21 protein-coding genes and 3 pseudogenes are annotated in these 23,044 nt (G+C 38.6%); all 24 read left to right on the top strand.

Features of this window, described 5'->3' with window-relative positions; genetic code table 11:
- The first annotated feature begins 4 nt into the window (after positions 1–4).
- The 24 genes and pseudogenes from Q5794_RS21495 to rpsB all read left to right on the top strand — a co-directional run bounded on the left by Q5794_RS21495 (position 5) and on the right by rpsB (position 23,021).
- On the top strand, positions 5–772 hold the full coding sequence (locus Q5794_RS21495; RefSeq protein WP_214984413.1) for a ribonuclease HII: 768 nt from the start codon (positions 5–7) through the stop codon (positions 770–772).
- A gap of 369 nt (positions 773–1,141) precedes the next feature.
- Positions 1,142–2,302, top strand: a complete 1,161-nt coding sequence (gene sucC / locus Q5794_RS21490; RefSeq protein WP_013058890.1) for an ADP-forming succinate--CoA ligase subunit beta — start codon at positions 1,142–1,144, stop codon at positions 2,300–2,302.
- An 18-nt stretch (positions 2,303–2,320) separates the two neighbouring features.
- Positions 2,321–3,223, top strand: coding sequence for a succinate--CoA ligase subunit alpha (gene sucD / locus Q5794_RS21485; RefSeq protein ID WP_013058889.1), 903 nt, complete (start codon positions 2,321–2,323; stop codon positions 3,221–3,223).
- A gap of 63 nt (positions 3,224–3,286) precedes the next feature.
- Positions 3,287–4,168 carry a DNA-processing protein DprA gene (dprA, locus tag Q5794_RS21480; protein WP_374988416.1) on the top strand — a complete coding sequence of 294 codons (882 nt, stop codon included), beginning with the start codon at positions 3,287–3,289 and terminating at the stop codon, positions 4,166–4,168.
- 154 nt (positions 4,169–4,322) lie between these two features.
- Entirely contained in the window at positions 4,323–6,398 is a 2,076-nt protein-coding gene (topA, locus tag Q5794_RS21475) for a type I DNA topoisomerase (protein ID WP_013058887.1), read from the top strand.
- Positions 6,399–6,604: 206 nt separating this feature from the next.
- Positions 6,605–7,910 (top strand): annotated as a pseudogene (trmFO, locus tag Q5794_RS21470) (FADH(2)-oxidizing methylenetetrahydrofolate--tRNA-(uracil(54)-C(5))-methyltransferase TrmFO).
- A gap of 65 nt (positions 7,911–7,975) precedes the next feature.
- Positions 7,976–8,878: a tyrosine recombinase XerC gene (xerC, locus tag Q5794_RS21465; RefSeq protein WP_214984415.1), complete on the top strand. Its 903-nt coding sequence runs from the start codon at positions 7,976–7,978 to the stop codon at positions 8,876–8,878.
- 14 nt (positions 8,879–8,892) lie between these two features.
- Positions 8,893–9,435: an ATP-dependent protease subunit HslV gene (gene hslV, locus Q5794_RS21460; RefSeq protein WP_013058884.1), complete on the top strand. Its 543-nt coding sequence runs from the start codon at positions 8,893–8,895 to the stop codon at positions 9,433–9,435.
- A 16-nt stretch (positions 9,436–9,451) separates the two neighbouring features.
- Positions 9,452–10,852 carry an HslU--HslV peptidase ATPase subunit gene (hslU, locus tag Q5794_RS21455; RefSeq protein ID WP_057243086.1) on the top strand — a complete coding sequence of 467 codons (1,401 nt, stop codon included), beginning with the start codon at positions 9,452–9,454 and terminating at the stop codon, positions 10,850–10,852.
- 28 nt (positions 10,853–10,880) lie between these two features.
- On the top strand, positions 10,881–11,660 hold the full coding sequence (codY, locus tag Q5794_RS21450) for a GTP-sensing pleiotropic transcriptional regulator CodY (RefSeq protein ID WP_013058882.1): 780 nt from the start codon (positions 10,881–10,883) through the stop codon (positions 11,658–11,660).
- Positions 11,661–12,103: 443 nt separating this feature from the next.
- Positions 12,104–12,493, top strand: coding sequence for a flagellar basal body rod protein FlgB (flgB, locus tag Q5794_RS21445; RefSeq protein ID WP_214984416.1), 390 nt, complete (start codon positions 12,104–12,106; stop codon positions 12,491–12,493).
- Positions 12,494–12,495: 2 nt separating this feature from the next.
- Positions 12,496–12,945: a flagellar basal body rod protein FlgC gene (gene flgC / locus Q5794_RS21440; protein ID WP_214984417.1), complete on the top strand. Its 450-nt coding sequence runs from the start codon at positions 12,496–12,498 to the stop codon at positions 12,943–12,945.
- A 12-nt stretch (positions 12,946–12,957) separates the two neighbouring features.
- Positions 12,958–13,248: a flagellar hook-basal body complex protein FliE gene (fliE, locus tag Q5794_RS21435; protein ID WP_214984418.1), complete on the top strand. Its 291-nt coding sequence runs from the start codon at positions 12,958–12,960 to the stop codon at positions 13,246–13,248.
- A 49-nt stretch (positions 13,249–13,297) separates the two neighbouring features.
- Entirely contained in the window at positions 13,298–14,890 is a 1,593-nt protein-coding gene (fliF, locus tag Q5794_RS21430) for a flagellar basal-body MS-ring/collar protein FliF (RefSeq protein ID WP_214984419.1), read from the top strand.
- An 11-nt stretch (positions 14,891–14,901) separates the two neighbouring features.
- Complete coding sequence (gene fliG / locus Q5794_RS21425; protein ID WP_374988415.1) at positions 14,902–15,921, top strand: flagellar motor switch protein FliG; 1,020 nt, start codon at positions 14,902–14,904, stop codon at positions 15,919–15,921.
- A complete protein-coding gene (gene fliH / locus Q5794_RS21420; RefSeq protein ID WP_214984421.1) occupies positions 15,914–16,702 on the top strand; it encodes a flagellar assembly protein FliH in 789 nt (262 codons plus the stop codon). The genes fliG and fliH overlap by 8 nt, the downstream gene beginning before the upstream one ends.
- A pseudogene (gene fliI / locus Q5794_RS21415) lies at positions 16,677–17,988 on the top strand (flagellar protein export ATPase FliI). The gene fliH and the pseudogene fliI overlap by 26 nt, the downstream one beginning before the upstream one ends.
- Positions 17,989–17,990: 2 nt before the next feature.
- Positions 17,991–18,299 carry a flagellar FliJ family protein gene (locus tag Q5794_RS21410; protein ID WP_251033880.1) on the top strand — a complete coding sequence of 103 codons (309 nt, stop codon included), beginning with the start codon at positions 17,991–17,993 and terminating at the stop codon, positions 18,297–18,299.
- A pseudogene (locus Q5794_RS21405) lies at positions 18,292–19,785 on the top strand (chemotaxis protein CheA); the annotation flags it as partial. The gene Q5794_RS21410 and the pseudogene Q5794_RS21405, both read left to right, overlap by 8 nt.
- Before the next feature lie 30 nt (positions 19,786–19,815).
- A complete protein-coding gene (locus Q5794_RS21400; RefSeq protein ID WP_013058854.1) occupies positions 19,816–20,244 on the top strand; it encodes a chemotaxis protein CheW in 429 nt (142 codons plus the stop codon).
- A gap of 50 nt (positions 20,245–20,294) precedes the next feature.
- Positions 20,295–20,789, top strand: a complete 495-nt coding sequence (locus tag Q5794_RS21395) for a chemotaxis protein CheD (RefSeq protein WP_311591382.1) — start codon at positions 20,295–20,297, stop codon at positions 20,787–20,789.
- Between the two features lie 49 nt (positions 20,790–20,838).
- Positions 20,839–21,600 carry a FliA/WhiG family RNA polymerase sigma factor gene (locus tag Q5794_RS21390; RefSeq protein ID WP_214984423.1) on the top strand — a complete coding sequence of 254 codons (762 nt, stop codon included), beginning with the start codon at positions 20,839–20,841 and terminating at the stop codon, positions 21,598–21,600.
- Positions 21,601–21,615: 15 nt separating this feature from the next.
- Positions 21,616–22,143 carry a hypothetical protein gene (locus Q5794_RS21385; protein ID WP_214984424.1) on the top strand — a complete coding sequence of 176 codons (528 nt, stop codon included), beginning with the start codon at positions 21,616–21,618 and terminating at the stop codon, positions 22,141–22,143.
- Between the two features lie 158 nt (positions 22,144–22,301).
- Positions 22,302–23,021 (top strand): 30S ribosomal protein S2, encoded by a 720-nt coding sequence (rpsB, locus tag Q5794_RS21380; RefSeq protein WP_013058850.1) that lies wholly within the window; start codon positions 22,302–22,304, stop codon positions 23,019–23,021.
- Positions 23,022–23,044: the final 23 nt, after the last annotated feature.

The following is a 23,044-nucleotide window of genomic DNA, read 5'->3' as shown; positions in this document are numbered from 1 at the left end:
GCTAATGAAAAAAAGTATTAAGGAAATAAAAGAAGAACTAAAGCAAGTGAGAAGCCCGGAAGATGCTTTATTTAAGGCATATGCGCAAGATGAGCGTAAAGGTGTGCAGCAGGTTATTATTCAAAAACAAAGGCAATTTGAAGCCGCTGAGCGCTTGAAGAAACAGTTTGATGAAATGATGGCATATGAAAACGAATTATACAATCAAGGAGCAACCTATATTGCCGGAGTAGATGAAGTAGGAAGAGGACCGTTAGCAGGACCGGTAGTAGCGGCTGCTGTTATTTTGCCTCCGGATTTTTTTCTCCCTGGTTTGACGGATTCAAAGAAGTTATCAGAGGCAAAGCGAGAAGAATTTTATGAAGAAATTTGTAAAAAAGCGGTTGCTATTGGTATAGGTATTATAGGCGCAGAGGTCATTGATTCTATTAATATTTATGAAGCAACAAAAAAGGCAATGACTGAAGCAATTGAACTTCTAGCTGTTCAGCCTGATGAACTGCTTATTGATGCGATGAAGCTGCCGGTGCCTATTTCGCAGCAGTCAATCATCAAAGGCGATGCTACAAGCATTTCGATTGCTGCAAGTTCCGTTATTGCAAAAGTGACGCGAGATCGAATGATGAAAGAACTTGGTGAACGCTATCCTGCATACGGATTCGAAAAACATATGGGATATGGAACAAAACAACATTTAGAAGCAATCGAACAATATGGAATTTTGCCAGAACATCGCCGATCTTTTGCACCGATAAAAAACCAAGTAAACTAGAACATGATACCCGAGCATATCTCTGCTTTTTAGCGCATGTTTCACATGTGGTATTTTAGGTTCAAAAAGAATATAGCCTATTTAAGTGGAGATATTGCAGAGGGTGGAGTTCGTAAATTATTTTCCTCTCAGTTTGCTTTAGTTGTGAAGGCTGATTTACATGATCAACCACACGTTTAACGTCCGCAGAGCCTCATCGACTTCATAAGGTATAGTTAAGTACTATCTCCATAAAAATATCAATTTTCTTATTATTTCAATATTTTTCACTAGAATAGTAGACAATTAGACAATTATTTTTATACAATGAAAGCGCAGTCTATTTTGTGCAGTATAGTTTTGTGGTTGATTATGTTAGGAGGATGGGAAATGAATATCCATGAGTATCAAGGAAAAGAACTACTCAGAAAATATGGGGTTGCAGTACCAAATGGTCGAGTAGCTTTTACTGTTGAAGAAGCAGTTGAAGCAGCAAAGGAATTAGGTTCACAAGTATCAGTGGTGAAAGCACAAATCCATGCTGGTGGACGCGGTAAAGCGGGCGGTGTCAAAGTAGCAAAAAACTTAGATGAAGTTCGTACATATGCACAAGATATTTTAGGAAAGACCCTCGTAACGCACCAAACAGGCCCTGAAGGAAAAGAAGTTAAGCGCTTGTTAGTTGAAGAGGGATGCGATATTAAGAAAGAATACTACATCGGTTTAGTTCTTGATCGTGCAACGTCTCAAGTTGTATTGATGGGTTCTGAAGAAGGTGGAACTGAAATTGAAGAAGTGGCGGAAAAAACGCCTGAAAAAATCTTTAAAGAATATGTAGATCCTGCGATTGGTTTACAAGCATTCCAAGCTCGCAGACTTGCATTTAATATTAATATTCCAAAAGAATTAGTTGGAAAAGCAGTTAAATTCATGACAGGTTTATATACAGTATTTGTTGAAAAAGACTGCTCAATCGCAGAGATTAATCCTCTAGTTGTAACAGGTGACGGGGACGTTATGGCATTGGATGCGAAGTTAAACTTTGATTCAAATGCGCTGTATCGTCAAAAAGATATTCTTGAATATCGTGACCTTGAAGAGGAAGATGCTAAAGAAATTGAAGCATCTAAATACGACTTAAGCTACATTTCACTAGACGGTAATATCGGTTGTATGGTAAACGGTGCAGGTTTAGCAATGGCAACGATGGATATTATTAAGCATTACGGAGGCGACCCTGCTAACTTCCTGGATGTTGGGGGCGGCGCAACTGCTGAAAAAGTAACGGAAGCATTCAAAATTATTTTATCTGACCAAAATGTAAAAGGTATTTTCGTTAATATTTTCGGCGGGATTATGAAATGTGATGTTATTGCAACAGGTGTTGTTGAAGCAACGAAACAAGTTGGATTAAGTCTTCCATTAGTTGTTCGCTTAGAAGGAACAAACGTTGAACTTGGAAAAGAAATTTTACAAAAATCAGGCTTAAATATCACAGCTGCTGAATCTATGGCAGACGGCGCACAAAAAATCGTTTCACTAGTGAAATAGAAAGGCTGGGGGATAGGAATGAGCGTATTTATTAATCAAGATACAAAAGTAATTGTACAAGGAATTACAGGCGGAGTTGGCCTTTTTCATACACAGCAAATGTTAGAATATGGAACAAAAATTGTTGGTGGCGTAACGCCAGGTAAAGGCGGCTTAGAAGTAGAAGGTGTTCCGGTATTTAATACGGTTGCCGAGGCAAAAGAAAAAACAGGCGCAACGGCTTCTGTTGTATATGTTCCGCCAGCATTCGCAGCTGACTCCATTATTGAAGCAGTTGACGCAGATTTAGATTTAGTTATTTGTATTACGGAAGGTATTCCAGTATTAGATATGGTAAAAGTAAAGCGTTATATGGAAGGAAAACGTACGCGCCTTGTAGGACCTAACTGCCCAGGTGTTATTACACCGGAAGAATGTAAAATTGGAATTATGCCAGGGTACATTCACAAAAAAGGTCATGTAGGTGTAGTTTCACGTTCTGGTACATTAACATATGAAGCTGTTCATCAACTTTCTGAAGCTGGCATTGGCCAATCAACAGCTGTTGGTATCGGTGGTGACCCAGTGAACGGCACGAACTTTATCGATGTATTAAAAGCGTTTAATGAAGATGAAGATACGTATGCAGTAATTATGATTGGTGAAATCGGCGGTACGGCAGAAGAAGAAGCGGCAGAATGGGTAAAAGCAAATATGACAAAACCTGTGGTCGGCTTCATTGGCGGTCAAACAGCACCTCCAGGAAAACGTATGGGCCATGCTGGTGCTATTATTTCAGGTGGTAAAGGGACAGCGTCTGAAAAAATTAAAACAATGAATGAGTGCGGTATCCAAGTAGCTGAAACACCATCTGTTATGGGAGAAACACTTATTAAAGTGTTAAAAGAACAAGGCATTTACGAGCAGTGTAAGACTCATTAATAGAAGACATATAGCCTCCTTTGACCGGGGGCTATTTTGTCCATTTAAAAAGGAGATTGTAGAATGTCTGATTTACGGGAAAAATTAATTCATTTAGCACATTGTCCATCTGTTAATTGGAAACAAATTTTTACGCTACTTCAACAGAATTCTTCATTACAAAATCTCTACGAGTACTCTCCATCACAGCTTCAAAAACTATTGACTCTCTCGATTGAACGTGCTAATCAAATAAAAAAAGATTTGCAAACTATTCCAATACGAGATATTCTAGATAAATATGACGCTGAGAATATTCAATGTGTCACCTTCCTAGATAATGAATATCCTGAACTTTTGCGGCATATTTATGATCCGCCTTGGGTATTATTTGCAAGAGGAAAGGTTTCTCTTCTACACGCTGCAGAAAGCTTAAGCGTTGTAGGAACAAGGAATCCCACTTCATATGGAACTGCAGCTCTGACTCATATTGTTAAGCCGATGCTGCATGAAGAATTTGTCGTTGTAAGTGGACTAGCTCTAGGGATTGACCAGGCTGCTCATGAACTGGCTATCGCTGAAAAAGCTAAAACGATTGCAGTTTTAGGCGGAGGGTTTTATAATATTTACCCAAGAGTAAACCAAAATTTAGCAAGAGAAATTGCGCAGCATCATTTGCTGCTTTCTGAATATGCCCCGTTTATGAAGCCGACGAAATGGTTTTTCCCTCGCAGAAACAGAATCATTAGCGGATTAACAGGAGGCACGTTGGTGGTGCAAGCAAAAGAAAGAAGTGGATCTTTTATTACCGCCGACCAGGCGCTTCAGCAAGGAAGAGAAGTATTTGCCATACCGGGTTCTATTTTTGAAGAAACATCATGTGGAACGAATAAGTTAATCCAATTAGGGGCAAAACTTGTGCAAAGCGCTGCTGATATTACAGATGAAATGATGTATATAAGATGAATGTTTCAAAGTAGTCATATTCTTGCATGGTATGAAATAGTAGTGAGATACGTAGTAAAATCGTATGACTTATCTTTTGGACATTTGACAAACAAGAACCAAATATTTAATAATAATGAAGATTTTATTCTACCTCTTGAGGAGGAACAAATAGATGTCTGACTACCTAGTAATTGTAGAATCGCCTGCAAAGGCTAAAACAATTGAACGTTATTTAGGAAAGAAATATAAAGTAAAAGCATCGATGGGACATGTTCGCGATTTACCTAAAAGTCAAATGGGAATTGATATTGAACAGGATTACAATCCGAAATATATTACAATTCGCGGGAAAGGCCCGGTTTTAAAAGAACTAAAAACAGCGGCTAAAAAAGCAAAAAAGATTTACCTAGCAGCCGATCCAGACCGTGAAGGAGAAGCGATTGCATGGCACTTGGCGCACAGTTTGGATGTAGACATTGCATCGGACTGTCGCGTAGTATTTAACGAGATTACAAAAGAAGCGATTAAAGAATCTTTTAAACATCCACGAGCAATTAATATGGATTTAGTAGATGCTCAACAAGCACGCCGTATTCTTGACAGGCTGGTTGGCTACAACATCAGTCCATTGCTGTGGAAAAAAGTGAAAAAAGGATTAAGTGCCGGAAGGGTTCAATCAATTGCAGTGCGGTTAATTATTGATCGTGAAAAAGAAATTGCAAAGTTTATCCCAGAAGAATACTGGACGGTAAAAGCAACTTTTCAAAAAGGGAATGACCAATTTGAAGGCCAGTTAATCGAATATCAAGGGAAAAAAGTAGAGCTATCGAATGAAAATGATGTAACCAACATTGTTAAACAATTAGATGGAAATGAATTTTCAATTTCTAAAGTAACGAAACGTGAGCGAAAGCGTAATGCGGCTCCTTCTTTTACTACGTCTTCATTACAGCAAGAGGCAGCGCGGAAACTGAACTTCCGAGCGAAAAAAACAATGATGATTGCGCAGCAATTATATGAAGGAATTGATTTAGGAAAAGAAGGTACAGTAGGTCTTATCACGTATATGCGTACCGATTCTACTCGTATTTCAGAAACAGCTCAAACAGAAGCTAGAGATTACATTACGAACGCATACGGAAATCAGTTTGTGGCAACGGAAAAGCGTAAAGAAAAGAAAAATTCGAACGCGCAAGATGCCCACGAAGCGATTCGTCCAACTTCAGCTCTTCGTAAACCAGGAGAGGTAAAAGAGTTCTTATCGCGTGATCAGTATCGACTGTATAAGCTAGTATGGGAGCGCTTCGTTGCTAGTCAAATGGCACCTGCAATTATGGATACAATGGCTGTAGATTTGAAAAATGGAGACGTAACATTTAGAGCAAACGGCTCGAAAGTTAAATTTCCAGGCTTTATGAAAGTGTATGTTGAAGGCAATGATGATCAAGTGGAGGAAAAAGAAAACCTTCTTCCAGACTTAGAAGAAGGAGAAGTAGCTTACTCTAAGGACATCGATGAAAAGCAGCACTTCACACAGCCGCCGCCAAGATATACTGAAGCTCGTTTAGTCAAGACATTAGAAGAGCTAGGCATTGGCCGACCGTCTACATATGCTCCAACACTTGACACGATTCAAAAGCGCGGGTACGTAGCGCTCGATAACAAGCGTTTTGTTCCAACAGAACTTGGAGAAATTGTACTAGAGCTTGTATTGGAGTTTTTCCCGGAAATTTTAGATGTAGAGTTTACAGCTAAAATGGAAAACGATTTGGATGAAGTGGAAGATGGTAATGTTCAATGGGTGCGTGTTATTGACGAATTTTACAGTGATTTTGAAAAACGCTTAGAACATGCTGAAAAAGAAATGCGCGAAGTGGAGATTAAAGATGAACCTGCCGGAGAAGATTGTGAAGAATGCGGTTCACCTATGGTATACAAAATGGGACGCTACGGAAAATTTATGGCATGCTCTAATTTCCCTGACTGCCGCAACACAAAGCCAATTGTAAAAGAGATTGGTGTAAAGTGTCCGAAATGTGAAGAAGGAAATATCGTTGAGCGAAAATCGAAGAAAAAGCGTACATTTTATGGCTGTGATCGATTCCCGGGCTGTGACTTCGTATCTTGGGATAAGCCGATTGCAAGAAAATGTCCGAAATGTGAAAATCTGCTTGTGGAGAAGAAACAGAAAAAAGGAACTCAAGTCGTCTGTACAAGTTGTGATTATAAAGAGGAAGCTCAGCAGTAAAAGAGAATGGGATGAATTCCCACACTTTAAATTTAAAAATAGCAGTTATATAAGATGCGGCGACATTGCTTCATGTGCTAAAATGGAAACGTTATTAGCGACATTGAGTAATGTCGCATTTTCTTTGTCCTGTTAAAAAAGGAAAAGACAAGCAAATGAATAAGGAAAATGATAGAAAAGATAGAAATGAAGTTGGAGGATTTACAATGAATGAACAAGTAATTAATGTTATTGGAGCAGGTCTTGCTGGAAGTGAAGCAGCTTGGCAAATCGCAAAGCGCGGTTTGAAAGTCCGTCTTTATGAGATGAGACCAGTGAAGCAAACACCTGCTCATCACACGGACAAATTTGCTGAATTAGTATGTAGTAATTCACTGCGTGCGAATACATTAACAAATGCAGTGGGTGTTTTAAAAGAAGAAATGCGATTGTTAGACTCTGTAATTATTCGTTCAGCAGACGAGTGTGCTGTTCCAGCAGGTGGAGCACTGGCTGTTGACCGTCACGAGTTTGCCGCTCGTGTGACGGAAAGCGTTAAAAACCATCCGAACGTAACGGTTGTTAATGAAGAGATTACGGAAATTCCACAAGGACCAACTGTTATTGCAACAGGTCCGTTAACGTCAAAAGATTTATCGGAAAAGCTGCGCGCGTTAACAAGTGAAGATTATTTATATTTTTACGATGCGGCTGCACCTATTATTGAAAAAGACAGCATTGATATGGATAAAGTATATCTTAAATCTCGCTATGACAAAGGGGAAGCTGCCTATTTAAACTGTCCGATGACAAAAGAAGAATTCCAGCGTTTTCATGAAGCATTAATCAATGCAGAGACGGTTCCTTTAAAAGAATTTGAGAAAGAAATTTATTTTGAAGGATGTATGCCCATTGAAGTAATGGCTTCACGCGGAGAAAAAAACAATGCTCTTTGGACCAATGAAACCAGTTGGGTTAGAAGATCCGAAAACAGGAAAGCGACCTTATGCAGTTGTTCAGCTTCGTCAAGATGATGCAGCAGGTACACTATATAATATCGTAGGTTTTCAAACACATTTAAAATGGGGAGCACAAAAAGAAGTATTAAGCTTAATTCCAGGTTTAGAAAATGCAGAAGTAGTACGCTACGGAGTTATGCATAGAAATACGTTTATTAATTCTCCTAAATTGTTAAAGCCTACGTACCAATATCGTGAGCGTGATGACTTATTCTTTGCTGGACAAATGACGGGAGTAGAAGGATATGTGGAATCAGCGGCGAGCGGACTAATGGCAGGAATGAACGCGGCTCGACTTGTACTTGGTGAAGAATTGGTTGTATTGCCGCAGGAAACAGCGATTGGGAGTATGGCTCACTATATCACACATACAAACGCTAAAAACTTCCAGCCGATGAATGCCAACTTTGGCTTATTCAAAGAATTGGAAGTGCGAATCAAAAACAAACAAGAACGAAATGAAACGCTTGCTAAACGAGCATTGGAAACTATTCAGAATTTTACAATAAAATAATCAAAATTGTTTGCAAGGGCTACTTAATTGTGATAATATTTAGTAGCCCTTGTGAGGTGATAACATTGGAATTTGTTAAAGATGTATTAAATTCCTTTCTAGAATATTTACAAATTGAGAAAAACTATTCAAAATATACAGTTGACTGCTATGAAAAAGACATAGGTATCTTCATGTCTTTTATGCAGGAAGAGCAAATACAAAACCTACAAAGTGTTACATATGCTGATGCAAGGCTGTTTTTAACACGCCTATATGAAAAGCAGTATTCAAAAAGATCGATGTCACGCAAAATTTCTTGTTTGAGAACGTTTTATCGTTACTTAAATAGAGAAGAATTAGTAGAAGATAATCCATTTGCGCTCGTTACCCTTCCTAAAAAGGAAGAGCGAAATCCTCGCTTCCTGTATGAAGAGGAGATTGTGAAATTATTTCAAATGAATGACTTAACAACTCCGTTAGGGCAGCGTAATCAGTCTCTATTAGAATTGCTGTATGCCACCGGAATACGAGTGAGTGAATGCGCATCTATTAAGCTTAGCGATATAGATTTTTCACTTCAAACTTTGCTCGTATATGGCAAAGGAAAAAAACAACGGTACGTGCCATTTGGCTGTTATGCCAAGGACGCCATTAGAGTATATATAGATAATGGAAGAAAGCTTCTTTTAAAAAAGGCTCCTTCTGATACTCATTCGCTCTTTTTAAATTATAAGGGGACACCGTTGACAGACCGAGGCATACGCTTAGTCATTGATCAGTTAGTAAAGAAGACCGCTGAGAATATACATATTAGTCCACACGTTTTGCGGCATACTTTTGCGACTCATATGTTAAATGAAGGGGCAGATTTACGTACAGTTCAAGAAATGCTAGGTCATGAACATTTATCAACCACTCAAATATACACACATGTGACGAAGGATCGTTTAAAGGCAGTTTATATGAATCACCATCCTCGCGCATAAAAGGAGGAGTTAATTTGTCTACTTTCCATGCTACTACGATTTTTGCGGTTCAGCATAACGGTCAATGTGCCATGTCTGGGGACGGACAAGTAACGTTCGGAAATGCTGTTGTGATGAAACATACTGCTCGAAAAGTAAGACGTCTATTTCAAGGGCAAGTTCTTGCCGGCTTTGCAGGTTCAGTAGCTGATGCATTCACTCTTTTTGAATTATTTGAAACGAAGCTTGAAGAGTATAACGGAAATCTTCAGCGTGCAGCCGTTGAGCTTGCTAAACAATGGAGAAGTGACAAAGTATTGCGAAAGTTAGAAGCAATGCTTATTGTTATGAACAAAGATAACTTACTGTTAGTATCAGGAACGGGTGAAGTTATTGAACCGGACGACGGCATTTTAGCAATTGGATCAGGCGGAAATTATGCTTTATCAGCGGGACGTGCATTAAAACAACATGCAGGCGAACATTTAACAGCTAAAGAAATTGCAAAAGCAGCTTTAGATGTAGCAAGTGAGATATGTGTTTATACAAATGATCATATTATTGTAGAAGAACTGTAGGAAAGGGGATTTTTTTATGAATTCTCATTTAACACCTCGACAAATTGTAGAAAAGCTCGATCAGTATATTATTGGTCAAACGAAGGCAAAGAAAGCGGTCGCTGTTGCGCTGCGAAATCGCTATCGACGCGGTCTGCTAGACGAATCTTTACGTGATGAAGTTGTGCCGAAAAACATTTTAATGATTGGTCCTACAGGTGTGGGTAAAACCGAGATTGCACGCCGCTTAGCTAAGCTTGTCGGTGCACCTTTTATTAAGGTTGAGGCAACAAAATTTACGGAAGTTGGATATGTAGGACGCGATGTAGAATCAATGGTTCGTGATTTAGTGGAAACGTCAGTTCGACTTGTGAAAGAAGAAAAAATGAACGGCGTGCGTGATCGCGCAGAAGAAAATGCAAACAAGCGCATAGTAGAGCTTCTTGTTCCAAGCAAAAAGAAGCAGCAATCGTTTAAAAATCCGTTTGAAATGATTTTTTCAAACGGTACACAGTCAAGCGATACGGATCCTGATCAAGATGAGGAAACGAATATTGCAACGAAGCGCAAGCAGATTGCTCATCAGCTTGCTTTAGGAGAGCTTGAAAATCATTATGTCACAATTGAAGTAGAAGAGCAACAGCCTTCTATGTTTGATATGTTACAAGGTTCGGGTATGGAACAAATGGGCATGAACATGCAGGATGCCTTAAGCAATTTTATGCCTAAAAAACAAAAAAAGCGCAAGCTTACTGTTAAAGATGCACGAAAAGTATTAACAAATGAAGAAGCGCAAAAATTGATTGATATGGATGAAGTGACGCAAGAAGCTGTGAATCGTGCAGAACAATACGGAATTATTTTCATTGACGAAATTGATAAAATTGCTCAGAAAAGTGGTAATTCATCTTCCGCTGATGTTTCACGTGAAGGCGTACAGCGAGATATTTTACCAATTGTAGAAGGGTCAACGATTGTTACAAAATATGGCGCAGTCAAAACTGATCATGTTTTATTTGTAGCAGCCGGTGCTTTCCATGTATCAAAACCGTCGGATTTAATTCCAGAATTGCAGGGTCGATTCCCAATTCGCGTTGAATTAACGAAGCTAACCGTTGAAGATTTTATAAACATTTTAGTAGAGCCAGATAATGCGTTATTAAAGCAATATGCGGCATTATTGGAAACTGAAGGTATACAAATTGAATTTTCTGACGATGCTATACGTAAGATTGCAGAAATTGCATATCAGGTAAATCAAGATACAGACAATATTGGTGCAAGAAGGCTTCATACGATTTTAGAACGTTTGCTAGAGGATTTATCGTTTGAAGCACCAGAAGTAACATTAGAGAAAATTGTGATTACTCCGCAGTACGTGGAAGAAAAATTAGAAAAAATCGCTAAAAACAAAGATTTGAGTCAATTTATTTTATAGAACTGAAATCGCAGGAGGAAGAGTACTAATGGATTTATTAGGGAAAACTAGAAAGATTAATGCAATGCTACAAAAAGCAGCTGGTAAACCAGTAAACTTTAAAGAAATGGCTGAAACACTTTGCGAAGTGATCGAATCAAACGTATTCGTAGTAAGCCGTCGCGGTAAATTATTAGGAATCGCTGTTAAACAGCAAATTGAGAATGCGCGCATGAAAGATATGTTAGAAGCACGCCAGTTCCCAGAAGAATATACTCAAAGCTTATTTAACATTCAAGAAACATCTTCTAACTTAAACATTGAAAGTCAATATACAGCTTTCCCAGTTGAAAACAAAGACTTATTTGATGCAGGACTAACAACAATCGTTCCAATTATCGGAGGCGGAGAGCGTCTAGGTACGCTTGTACTATCTCGTTTAGACCGTCAGTTCGAAGACGATGATTTAATCCTTGCTGAATACGGTGCAACGGTAGTAGGTATGGAAATTCTTCGTGAAAAAGCAGAAGAAATTGAAGAAGAAGCACGTAGCAAAGCTGTTGTACAAATGGCAATTAGCTCATTATCATACAGTGAGTTAGAAGCTATTGAGCACATCTTTGAAGAGTTAAATGGAAATGAAGGACTATTAGTAGCAAGTAAAATTGCTGACCGCGTTGGAATTACACGTTCAGTAATCGTAAATGCGCTACGTAAATTAGAAAGTGCTGGCGTTATTGAATCACGTTCTTTAGGAATGAAAGGAACTTACATTAAAGTTCTTAACAACAAATTCTTAGTAGAGCTTGAAAAATTAAAATCTAACTAACTTTATGAACCAAAAAGCACACGGGCTTTGCCCGTATGCTTTTTTTGTATGCTCTCAGTACGAAAAGATTCGCTGTGGGCTAAGACGATTCATTCACTATTTTTATAAATCTTTAAAAAACTTCATATAAAAATCTAAAAATTATATTATAGAATCTTTAAATAGTGAAAAGATTCTAGTTGATTACAAATCGTTAATTTTATTACATATTGTTCAGGACTTATGGTATATATATTGATTTTCAATTTAAAAAATAGAGCTAAAGTATAGCATTGATGTTAAAATATGCTTGGGAAATGAATGAAAATTTTGGTTTATAGTCCAAAAGTTCTTAAAAAAGGATAGGCATTGCATGAAGTTTTTCTTACAATAAGTTCTATGGTACTAAAGTCGAAATTTGTCTCATTTTTGAGGAAAATAGAATAGATAAGCAGGTGTAAGAATTGAGTTTGTTTTCAACTACTTTTCAAACAATCGAAAATGGAATTAGCTACGCGTCACAAAAGCAGCAGACGAGTGCACAAAATATTGCAAACGTTGATACTCCAAACTATAAATCGAAAACAGTATCGCGTACGAGTGAATTTCGAGATTTATTACATAACGAGTTAGAAGCATATCGGACTGATTCAAAACATATCCCATTTTCCGATTCATCTCAGCGAGTGATTACCCACCAAGGAAACACTTCCTATCAAACAAACGGAAACAATGTGGATATGGATAAAGAGATGGCGGATATGGCTGAAAATCAAATTTACTATGAGGCGCTAGTAGATCGTTTAAATGGAAAATTTAATTCTCTTCAAACAGTCATTAGAGGAGGTAAATGAGTTTGACTATTTTTCAAAATATGAATATTACATCTTCAGCTTTAACTGCCAATCGTTTAAGGATGGACGTTGTTTCATCTAACATGGCGAATGCTGAAACGACAAGAGGGATGTACGTTAATGGTGAGTGGCAGCCTTATAAAAGAAAAATGGTTGTCATGCAGTCTGACCGTTCGCCTTCTTTTTCGTCCTTCTTACACTCCGAAATCAATAAAAGTCAAAACAATGGTGTAAAAGTCACAGATATCGTAGAAGATAATACTCCTTTTAATTTAGTATATAACCCGACTCATCCAGATGCGAATGACCAAGGGTACGTGCAGATGCCGAACGTAGATCCTTTAAAGGAAATGACAGATTTAATTAGTGCTACTCGATCCTACGAAGCGAATGTCACGGTTTTTAATACAAACAAAAGCATGTTAACAAAAGCATTAGAAATTGGAAAATAAAGGAGTGGTGAAATGATTAATAGTATTAGTAACCAAGTAGCATTAGCAAAAACAGCAGCCTCTACTAGCACTGGACAAACAACGCAACAGTTTTCAACGTTTTTAAAAGACTCAATCAATGAATTAAACAATACTCAACGCGCTTCGGATATAGCGACTGAAAAGCTTGCTAAAGGAGAAAATATTGAACTCCAAGATGTAATGATTACTGCTCAAAAAGCAAGTATTACGATGCAAACGGCTCTTGAGATACGCAATAAAGCTGTTGAAGCCTATCAAGAAATGATGAGAATGCAAATGTAATTGAGCGGTTATTAAAGAAAATGAAAATAGTAATAACCGGAGGAATACCATGAATGAAAGAATAGCTCTTTATCGAGATAAGATGAAAGTCTTTTGGAATAACCGCAAAAAAGGACAGAAAATAGCCCTTATCACTGCTCCTCTTGCGGCTATTCTAGTCATTAGTTTAGCATCTGTTTTTTTAAACCAAGATAAATTTGTCCCGCTTTATAGCAATCTATCCGCTCAAGAAACAGGACAAATCAAAGCAGAGCTTGATGCTAGAAGTGTTCCTTCAGAAATATCTGATAACGGAACAACCATTTCAGTACCTGAACAAAGCGTTGACTCCCTAAAAGTCGATTTAGCTGCACAAGGAATTCCCGATAGCGGAAGTATCGATTATTCATTTTTTGGGAAAAACGCAAGCTTTGGGATGACAGATAATGAATTTGATGTGTTAAAACTCGATGCGATGCAAACTGAATTGGCTAACTTAATGAAAAACATCCAAGGAGTCAACGATGCAAAAGTGATGATTACCCTTCCCAATGAAAGCGTATGGGCGAATGAAAAGCAGGGAGAAGCATCTGCATCGATTGTGCTCAACACGAAAGCTGGCTATAAGTTTGATGATCAGCAAATCAAATCTCTTTATCATTTAGTCTCAAAAAGTGTCCCAAACCTTCCTACAGACAATATCGTCATTATGAACCAGTATTTTGAGTACTTTGATTTAAAAGGTAACGAAACGAATTCCGCTTCTAGCTCATTTGCTTCGCAGAATGAAGCGAAAAAAGAAGTTGAGCGAGATATTCAGCGTCAAGTACAGCAAATGCTAGGAAGACTGGTCGGTCAAGATAAAGTAATGGTCTCTGTTACGGCAGATCTTGATTTTACACAGGAAAATCGTGAAGAAAAACTAGTAGAGCCTGTTGATAAAGATAATATGCAAGGAATTGCCGTTAGTGCTGAAAAAATTAATGAAACATTTTCCGGTAAAAATGCTCAAGATGGAGGCGTTGCTGGCACTGGGGAACAAGATACAACAAATTACTCATCTAGCACAACAAGTGGAGACGGAGATTACGAAAAAAATGAAGAACGAATTAATTATGAAGTGAATCGAATTCATAAAGAAATCGTCGAAAGTCCATACAAAATTCAAGACCTTGGCATTCAAGTAATGATAGATCCGTCCAATGCAAAAGGGAAATCACAAGTTTCCGATACGCTTGAGTCAGACGTTCAAAAAATGTTAGGTACAATTGTCCGTACTTCTATTTCAAAAGATGCAAATACGAAAGCACTCTCGGATAATGCGATCAGCGATAAGATTACCGTTTCCGTTCAGCCGTTTAATGGACAAGAAACAGCTGACAACACAGCAAGTTCGATTCCATTGTGGATGTATATAACCGGAGGAGCACTGCTGCTTATTATTGTTGTTCTTATTGTGCTGCTGGTTAGGAAAAGGCGTCAAGACTTAGATGAAGAGGAATATGATGAAGAGTATGATGAAACTTTTGAAGCATATGAAGCGGCACAAAAAGCCCCGGTTTTAAGTGCTGAACAGCAAACAAAAAGCCATCTTGAAACGTTAGCGAAGCAAGACCCGGAAGAGTTTGCAAAACTGCTGCGAACATGGATTAGTGAAGATTAGGAGGGAAGCTAATGGTAAAGGCTATGCGAAAAAATGAGTTAACTGGAAAGCAAAAAGCAGCAATTTTGTTGATTTCCCTTGGTCCGGATGTCTCAGCTTCTGTCTATAAATATCTCAGTGAAGATGAAATTGAGCAGTTAACGCTTGAAATATCTTCGGTAAGAAAAGTGGAACCTTCCCTAAAAGAAGCTGTGCTTCATGAGTTTGAACAAATAACGCTTGCTCAAAATTACCTTGAAAAAGGAGGAGTAAGCTATGCGAAACAGGTGTTAGAAAAAGCACTTGGACCAGAGCAGGCTATGATGATTATCAATCGATTAACTTCTTCTTTGCAAGTTCGTCCGTTTGACTTTGCCAGAAAAGCTGATCCTATGCAGCTGTTAAATTTTATTCAGCATGAGCATCCTCAGACGATTGCCCTTATTTTATCTTACTTAGAGCCGCCGCAGGCAGGACAAATCTTATCATCACTGCCTCAGGAAAGGCAAGCGGATATTGCAAGACGGATTGCAACGATGGGAAGTACGTCTCCGGAAGTTATTAATGAAGTGGAGCAAATTTTAGAGAGAAAGCTTTCTGCTACTGTTACCCAAGACTATACCCAAACTGGTGGTTTAGAAGCAGTAGTTGAAGTATTAAATGGAGTAGACCGAGCAACTGAAAAAATTATTATTGATACGCTTGAAATTCAAGATCCGGCATTAGCAGAAGAAATCAAACAGCGAATGTTTGTATTTGAGGATATCGTAACGCTCGATAACCGTTCTATTCAGCGTGTGATACGAGATGTAGAAAATGATGATTTATTGTTGAGCTTAAAAGTAGCAAGTAAAGAAGTGAAATCTATTATTTTTAAAAATATGTCTAGTCGTATGGTCGAAACGTTTAAAGAAGAAATGGAATTTATGGGTCCTGTGCGTTTGAAAGATGTAGAGGAAGCTCAGTCACGTATCGTTGCTGCAATTAGACGTTTAGAAGATGCTGGTGAAATTGTACTAGCTCGAGGTGGAGGAGACGATATTATTGTCTAATATCATTAAATCAACTTATACGAACAAACTTTCAGACGAAAATGCGAAGCACATTCAAGTCATTCCATTTGGTTTTCCGATACAAGATGAGCCAGCAGAAGAACATCTTCAGCAAGAAAATGCACAGCACGTTATTGAACAAGCGCACAGCGAAGCTGAAATAATAAAGGCCGAGGCAGACGCTTACCGCAAACAAGCTCGAAACGAAGTTGAACGTTTGAAAAAGCAGTGGGAAGAAGAGAAGGTGCTGCTGTTTCAACAAGAACAAAAGCGAGGCTATGAAGAAGGATACGAAGAAGGGCTGCTTCAAGGAAAACAAGAGTATGAGCATGTATTAGCCATGTCGCGAAACATTGTTGACGAAACAAAGAATCAGTACTACGAATATATAAATCAATCTGAAGAAGTCATCTTTGAATTAGGTTTCGCCCTAGCTGAAACGATTTTAAATGAGCAGCTTCAAAGAGATGAATCATTTTTATCACTTGTTGCAAGGTCTTTAAAAGAAGTTAGAGAACATAAAGAAATTCAGCTTTTTGTTTCTCCGAAAAAATATACATATGTATGTGAACATAAACGAGAACTGTTCGATTTATTAAACGGAGAAACCGGGCTATTTATTTATGCAGATGAAAATCTTCAGGAAATGGATTGTGTCATCGATTCCTCTTATGGGCGTCTTGTTGCGTCTTTTGATAGTCAGTTAACGGAAATGAAGAAAAAATTAAAAGAACGTTTGTTAGAGGAGAGTAAACATGAAAGTCGCACAACTCATTCATGAAATCCCGCGCACATCTTCTTTTAAACGGTACGGGAAAGTCAGCCGAGTAGTAGGAATGATGATTGAATCTAAAGGACCTAGAACGTCAATAGGAGATGTTTGCTTTATTCATCTTAGTGAACGAGGAGATAAAATTCGTGCAGAAGTTGTTGGTTTTAACGGTGAGCACGTCGTTTTAATGTCTTATACGTCTGTTCGATATATCGGACCTGGCTGCCTAGTGGAAACGACAGAAAAACCTCTGCAGGTAAGCGTGGGGAAAGAGTTAATAGGTCAAGTGCTTGATTCGTTAGGGAACCCTTTAGATGGGTCTGAACTTTCTCATTATTTGCCGTTTGTTTTAACCGACCAAGCCCCCTAATCCCTTAGAGCGTCCGCCTATTGAACAGCCGATTGAAGTAGGGGTACGAACGATTGATAGTTTGCTAACAGTAGGTCAAGGACAGCGCATAGGTATTTTTGCAGGAAGCGGTGTTGGGAAAAGTACGCTGCTCGGGATGATTGCACGCAATACAAAAGCAGATATCAATGTCATTGCCCTTGTAGGCGAGCGAGGAAGAGAAGTTAGAGAGTTTATTGAGCGAGATCTTGGAGAGGAAGGGTTAAAGCGCTCCGTTGTAGTAGTTGCTACCTCGGATCAGTCTGCTCTCCTTCGAATGAAAGCAGCATATACAGCTACTTCTATTGCTGAATACTTTCGAGATGAGGGGCTGAGCGTCATGATGATGATGGATTCTGTTACTCGTGTAGCAATGGCTCAGAGAGAAATTGGATTAGCCGTAGGTGAACCTCCGACTACCAAAGGTTATACACCATCTGTTTTTGCTAGCTTGCCAAGGCTGCTTGAACGTACAGGAACTAATCAATATGGATCTATTACTGCTTTTTACACTGTATTAGTAGACGGTGATGATATGAACGAACCTATTTCGGATACGGTGCGAGGCATTATAGACGGACATATAGTACTAGACCGGGAGCTGGCCAATAAAGGTCAATATCCGGCCATCAATGTCTTAAAAAGCGTTAGTCGCGTGATGAACCATATCGTAAGTGAACGGCATAAAGAAGCAGCTGAAAAACTGCGTTCATTAATGGCTACCTATGCTAATTCTGAAGACTTAATTAACATAGGTGCCTACAAAAGAGGATCTTCTGCTTACATTGATGAGGCCATCCACTATCATCCTGTCATTGATGCATTTTTAAAACAAAAAACGAACGAACATCCATCATTTGAAACAAGTGTAACAAAGCTCTGTGAACTGTTTGTGAAAGGTGAGTAAATATGGCATATGAATTTAGGTTATCTAAAATAATGGCAATCAAGTCAAATGAAAAAGATGAACTGCTATCTCAATATAATCAATCCTTACAGCAGTTTGAAACAGCGGGTGAAAAGCTTTATAAAAAGTTAAAAGAAAAAGAAACGCTGATTGAACAGCATACGGGCAAAATGAAGCAAGGGCTTTCTATTTTAGAAATTACGTCATTTCAGCAGTTTTTAACAAGTGCCGAACGAGTGATTGAGAGGCTGCAACAAGAGGTCATGTTTGCAAGACAGCAAATGAACTTAAAGAAACTGAAGCCAGCTTGAACGCACCTGCTTATTAAAAGCTGCACGCGCTTATATGGTATTTGATGTGTTAGAGCAAGCAGGAGACGTCATTAAGTCAGCGCCAACTGTTCAAGATATTGAACAAGAAAAATTTGAATCATCTTTTATCGTTATATTAGTAACAAACGAATCACAAGAAAAGCTGCAGGCGAGCATTATGGAAGTCTCTGAAGTAGAAAGTGTAAAAATTGCTGCGGTCCCCGTAAAAAAGGAGACAGAAATGGAGGAGCTGGTTTCACCAGAAGTAGCAGCAGCCATACAGGAAGTTACTGTGTCAGCACCTTCTAAATCGCCTGTTGAAGAGAAAAGACAGCCCTCAAATAACAAGACGATTCGAGTTAATATTGACCGTTTGGACAGTCTCATGAACTTGTTTGAAGAACTAGTTATTGATAGAGGCAGGTTAGAACAAATATCAAAAGAATTGAATAATAGCGAATTAGACGAAACGGTAGAGCGGATGTCTCGTATTTCTGGAGATTTGCAAACGATTATTTTAAATATGCGTATGGTGCCTGTAGAAACCGTCTTTAATCGTTTTCCCCGTATGGTGAGACAGCTTTCAAAAGATTTAGGGAAACAAATTGAACTTCACATTGTCGGAGCTGATACAGAGCTGGACCGGACCGTCATTGATGAAATTGGAGATCCGCTTGTTCACTTATTAAGAAATGCCGTTGACCACGGAATTGAAATGCCTCAAGCACGCTTAGAGAACGGAAAGAATGAAAAGGGAACGATTCGCCTTAAAGCTTATCATAGCGGAAATCATGTCTTTATTGATTTAGAAGATGACGGGGCGGGCATCAATCGTGAAAAGGTACTGCAAAAAGCGTTAGATCGAGGAATTATTGATGGAAAAACAGCTGAAACGCTGACGGATAAACAAGTGTACGAGCTCATTTTCGCTTCGGGCTTTTCGACGGCTGAGCAAATTTCAGATGTTTCCGGACGAGGAGTAGGTTTAGATGTCGTGAAAAACACGATTGAATCGCTAGGGGGTTCTGTAACGATCGATTCTAACGAAGGGTACGGTTCGCGTTTTTCTATTCAACTGCCGCTCACTCTTTCTATCATTTCTGCTTTACTCGTGCAAATGAGTGAAGAGCGCTATGCCTTGCCGCTTTCTTCGATTATTGAAACAGCTATTGTTCAGCCGAAAGAGGTCATGCATGTACACGGTCAAAAGGTTATTGACTTTCGAGGAGCCATTATTCCTCTTATTGATTTAAAAGAACTATTCACTGTGCCTAACTCAGTACAAGGCGATCATTATTCAGTAGTCATCGTGAAAAAAGGAGAAAAGACCGCCGGGCTAATTGTTGATTCTTTTATCGGTCAGCAGGAAATTGTTTTAAAATCTTTAGGTCATTATCTGCCGGGTGTATTTGCTATTTCAGGAGCCACAATTTTAGGCGATGGACAAGTAGCACTTATCATTGATTGCAACGCTTTGATTAAATAACAAATGCTGTAAAGAGAAAGGGAGAAAGGCATGAAAATTATTGTGTTTCAATTGGGAGACGAGGAGTACGGAATCTCAGTAGAAGAAGTGCAGTCGATTGAAAAGATTCAGCACATAACACGTGTTCCTGGGGTAAAAAAATATGTAAAAGGTGTTATTAATCTTCGCGGTGTTATTACACCGATTATTGATTTGCGCACTCGTTTTAACTTGCAAGAACAGCTCAACCATGAGCTGACACGTATTATTATGGTTCGTCTTAATGATGTAGAAGCAGGTTTGATTGTGGATGCGGCAAATGATGTAGTGGATATTGATGAAAAAACGATTGCTTCAGTGCCTGAAACAGTTGAAGGAACAGCTGTAGAATACTTAAACGGAGTGGTTAAAGTAGATAGCCGTTTAATTGTTCTTCTAAATTTACCTAAAGTGCTCTCTTTAGAAGACCACCTCCAGTGAACCAAACGAATAATGGATATCACGCTGAAGGTTCTAGGAGTTGAAGAATCGTGAGAGATGATAAACAAGTGATTAAGGTAGGAATTGCCGAGATGAATGTTACACATGCACCCGCAGTGCTTCGAACAGCGGGATTAGGATCATGTGTAGGAGTTGTCGTTTATGACTCTATTCACTCAGTAGCTGGGCTCGCTCATGTGATGCTTCCGGATTCAAGCGGGGCTAAATGTCCTTTTAATAGAGCTAAATATGCAGATACAGCCATTTTTGATTTGATAAATATGTTGATTAAACAAGGCGCACATAGAAAATTGTTAAAAGCAAAAATAGCAGGAGGCGCGCAGATGTTTCAATTTGAACCAAGAAATGATGTCATGCGAATTGGCCTTCGAAATGTTCAAGCAGTAGAGAGAGAGCTGCATAGAAACAGTGTAGAAATTGCAGCAAAAGCTACAGGAGGACACAGCGGACGCACAATTGAATTTGATCCTCAAACGGCTATTTTAAAGGTTCGTACGATTAACGAAGGGATAAAAACGATATAAAGCGCGCTCTGACCGTTTAATAGCGCTATAAAAAGGAGTTGAAAGACCCTTGAAAAGTATACAAGAAGTTGAAGAACATAAAACTTGGCAGGAATGGATAGAGACGAGAGACTCACATGCGGGAAACATGCTTGTTAAAAAGTATATGCCGCTCGTTAACTATCACGTTCAGCGGATTAGCGTGGGGCTGCCGAAGAATATTCATAAAGAAGAGCTTCGTAGTTTAGGTTTAATCGGCCTTTACGATGCTTTGGAAAAGTTTGATTACGGTAGAGACTTAAAGTTTGATACATATGCATCTTTTCGAATTCGAGGGGCGATAATAGACGGGCTTCGTAAAGAAGATTGGTTATCAAGAAGCGCAAGGGAAAAGACGAAAAGGATTGAGCAAGCAACAGAAGCACTTGAACAAAGATACTTGCGCAGAGTTGCACCAAGTGAGGTTGCAAAAGAAGTAGGCATGACAGAAGCAGATGTCGTTCATACGATGAATGAAGGCTTTTTAGCTAACGTGTTGTCAATGGAAGAACAGCCGAAAGAGTATGAAGATGGAGAGCAAAAATATACGATTAAAGATGAAAAAACGCTCTCTCCTGAAGAGGAGCTAATTAACGACGAACGATATCAAGAGCTTGCTGAAGTTATCGAGCAGCTAAATGAAAAAGAGCAGCTCGTTGTTTCATTATTCTATAAAGAAGAGTTGACTTTCACAGAAATCGCACAGCTGTTAGGGCTATCTACTTCACGTATTTCTCAAATTCATTCGAAAGCGCTGTTTAAAATGCGTACGAGTTTAAGCAAAATAATTTAACAAAGAGGTAAAAGGATGGGGTTTTTATTCACAGTTAGTTTTTTAATTCATGGTCTATCACTGTTTTGCATTATTCTTTTATATATGCAAGTGACCAAAGTGAAAAGGATTGAACGCTTGCACCAGCAAAATATAAATAAAATGGAAGCTGCGATGAGTTCATATCTCGCTGAATTTCAGGAACAAAACGAGCAGTTTTTAAGGCAGCTTCGAGAGCGTTCCACTTCGCTTTCTTCGGAAGTGGAAAAAAGCAGCGTAAAATCACCTTTGGTAGATGAAGAAGACGTGCCTGTTCAAAGGGTGGATCTAAAAAGTGAGCCTTCCCTGTCGCTGCATGAACTTCTTTCTATAGAAGAAAATCAGAAGCATATACGCACACCTTTTGATGAATTAACTACAGACCAAATTCAAGATTTGTCAGGTGAAGAGATAAAAGAATTTTCCGTTTATTTAAAGGGAAAAGGCTTAACAATTGAAGAAATTGCAAAACATTTACACAGAGGGAAAACTGAAATTGAATTATTATTGAAATTTCATCAATAAACTTAATGAAACGCTTGCTTGTGAAAAAGGAGTGTGCTATATTTGTTTTTGGTGTTATTACACACGCTTGTTGATTCGGTTGATGGTGCTACTTTTTGTAGTTTCGGCTGAAGATGAAATGAGCGGAGGAGACTTAAAACCATTAGGAGGAAAAACACATGTCAGTAATTTCAATGAAACAATTACTAGAAGCTGGTGTACATTTCGGTCACCAAACTCGCCGTTGGAACCCAAAAATGAAGAAATACATCTTCACTGAGCGTAACGGCATCTACATTATCGATCTTCAAAAAACAGTTAAGAAAGTAGAAGAAGCGTACAAATTCGTTAAAGAATTAGCTGCAGACGGCGGTACTGTTTTATTCGTAGGTACGAAAAAACAAGCTCAAGATTCTGTTAAAGAAGAAGCAGCTCGCGCTGGTATGTACTTTGTTAACCAACGTTGGTTAGGTGGTACATTAACTAACTTCTCAACTATCCAAAAACGTATCAAACGTTTAAAAGATATCGAAAAAATGCAAGAAGACGGTACTTTCGAAGTACTACCTAAGAAAGAAGTAGTTCAACTTAAAAAAGAGTTAGAGCGTCTTGAAAAATTCTTAGGCGGCATTAAAGATATGAAACAACTTCCAGATGCATTATTCATCATTGACCCTCGTAAAGAGCGTATTGCAGTAGCGGAAGCTAAAAAATTACACATTCCAATCGTTGGTATCGTAGACACTAACTGTGATCCAGACGAAATTGATTATGTAATCCCTGCAAACGATGATGCAATTCGTGCTGTTAAACTTTTAACTTCTAAAGTTGCTGATGCTATTCTAGAAGCTAAACAAGGTGAAGAAACAGCAGTTGAAACTGAAACAACTACTGCTTAATTCCGTGAAAGGTGATAAGAGGG

This window comes from Priestia megaterium, assembly GCF_041941685.1.
GTDB classification, from domain to species: Bacteria; Bacillota; Bacilli; order Bacillales; family Bacillaceae_H; genus Priestia; species Priestia megaterium_C.
The sequence above is the reverse complement of the archived record's forward strand: the minus strand, read 5'-3'. Positions and strand labels throughout refer to the sequence as shown.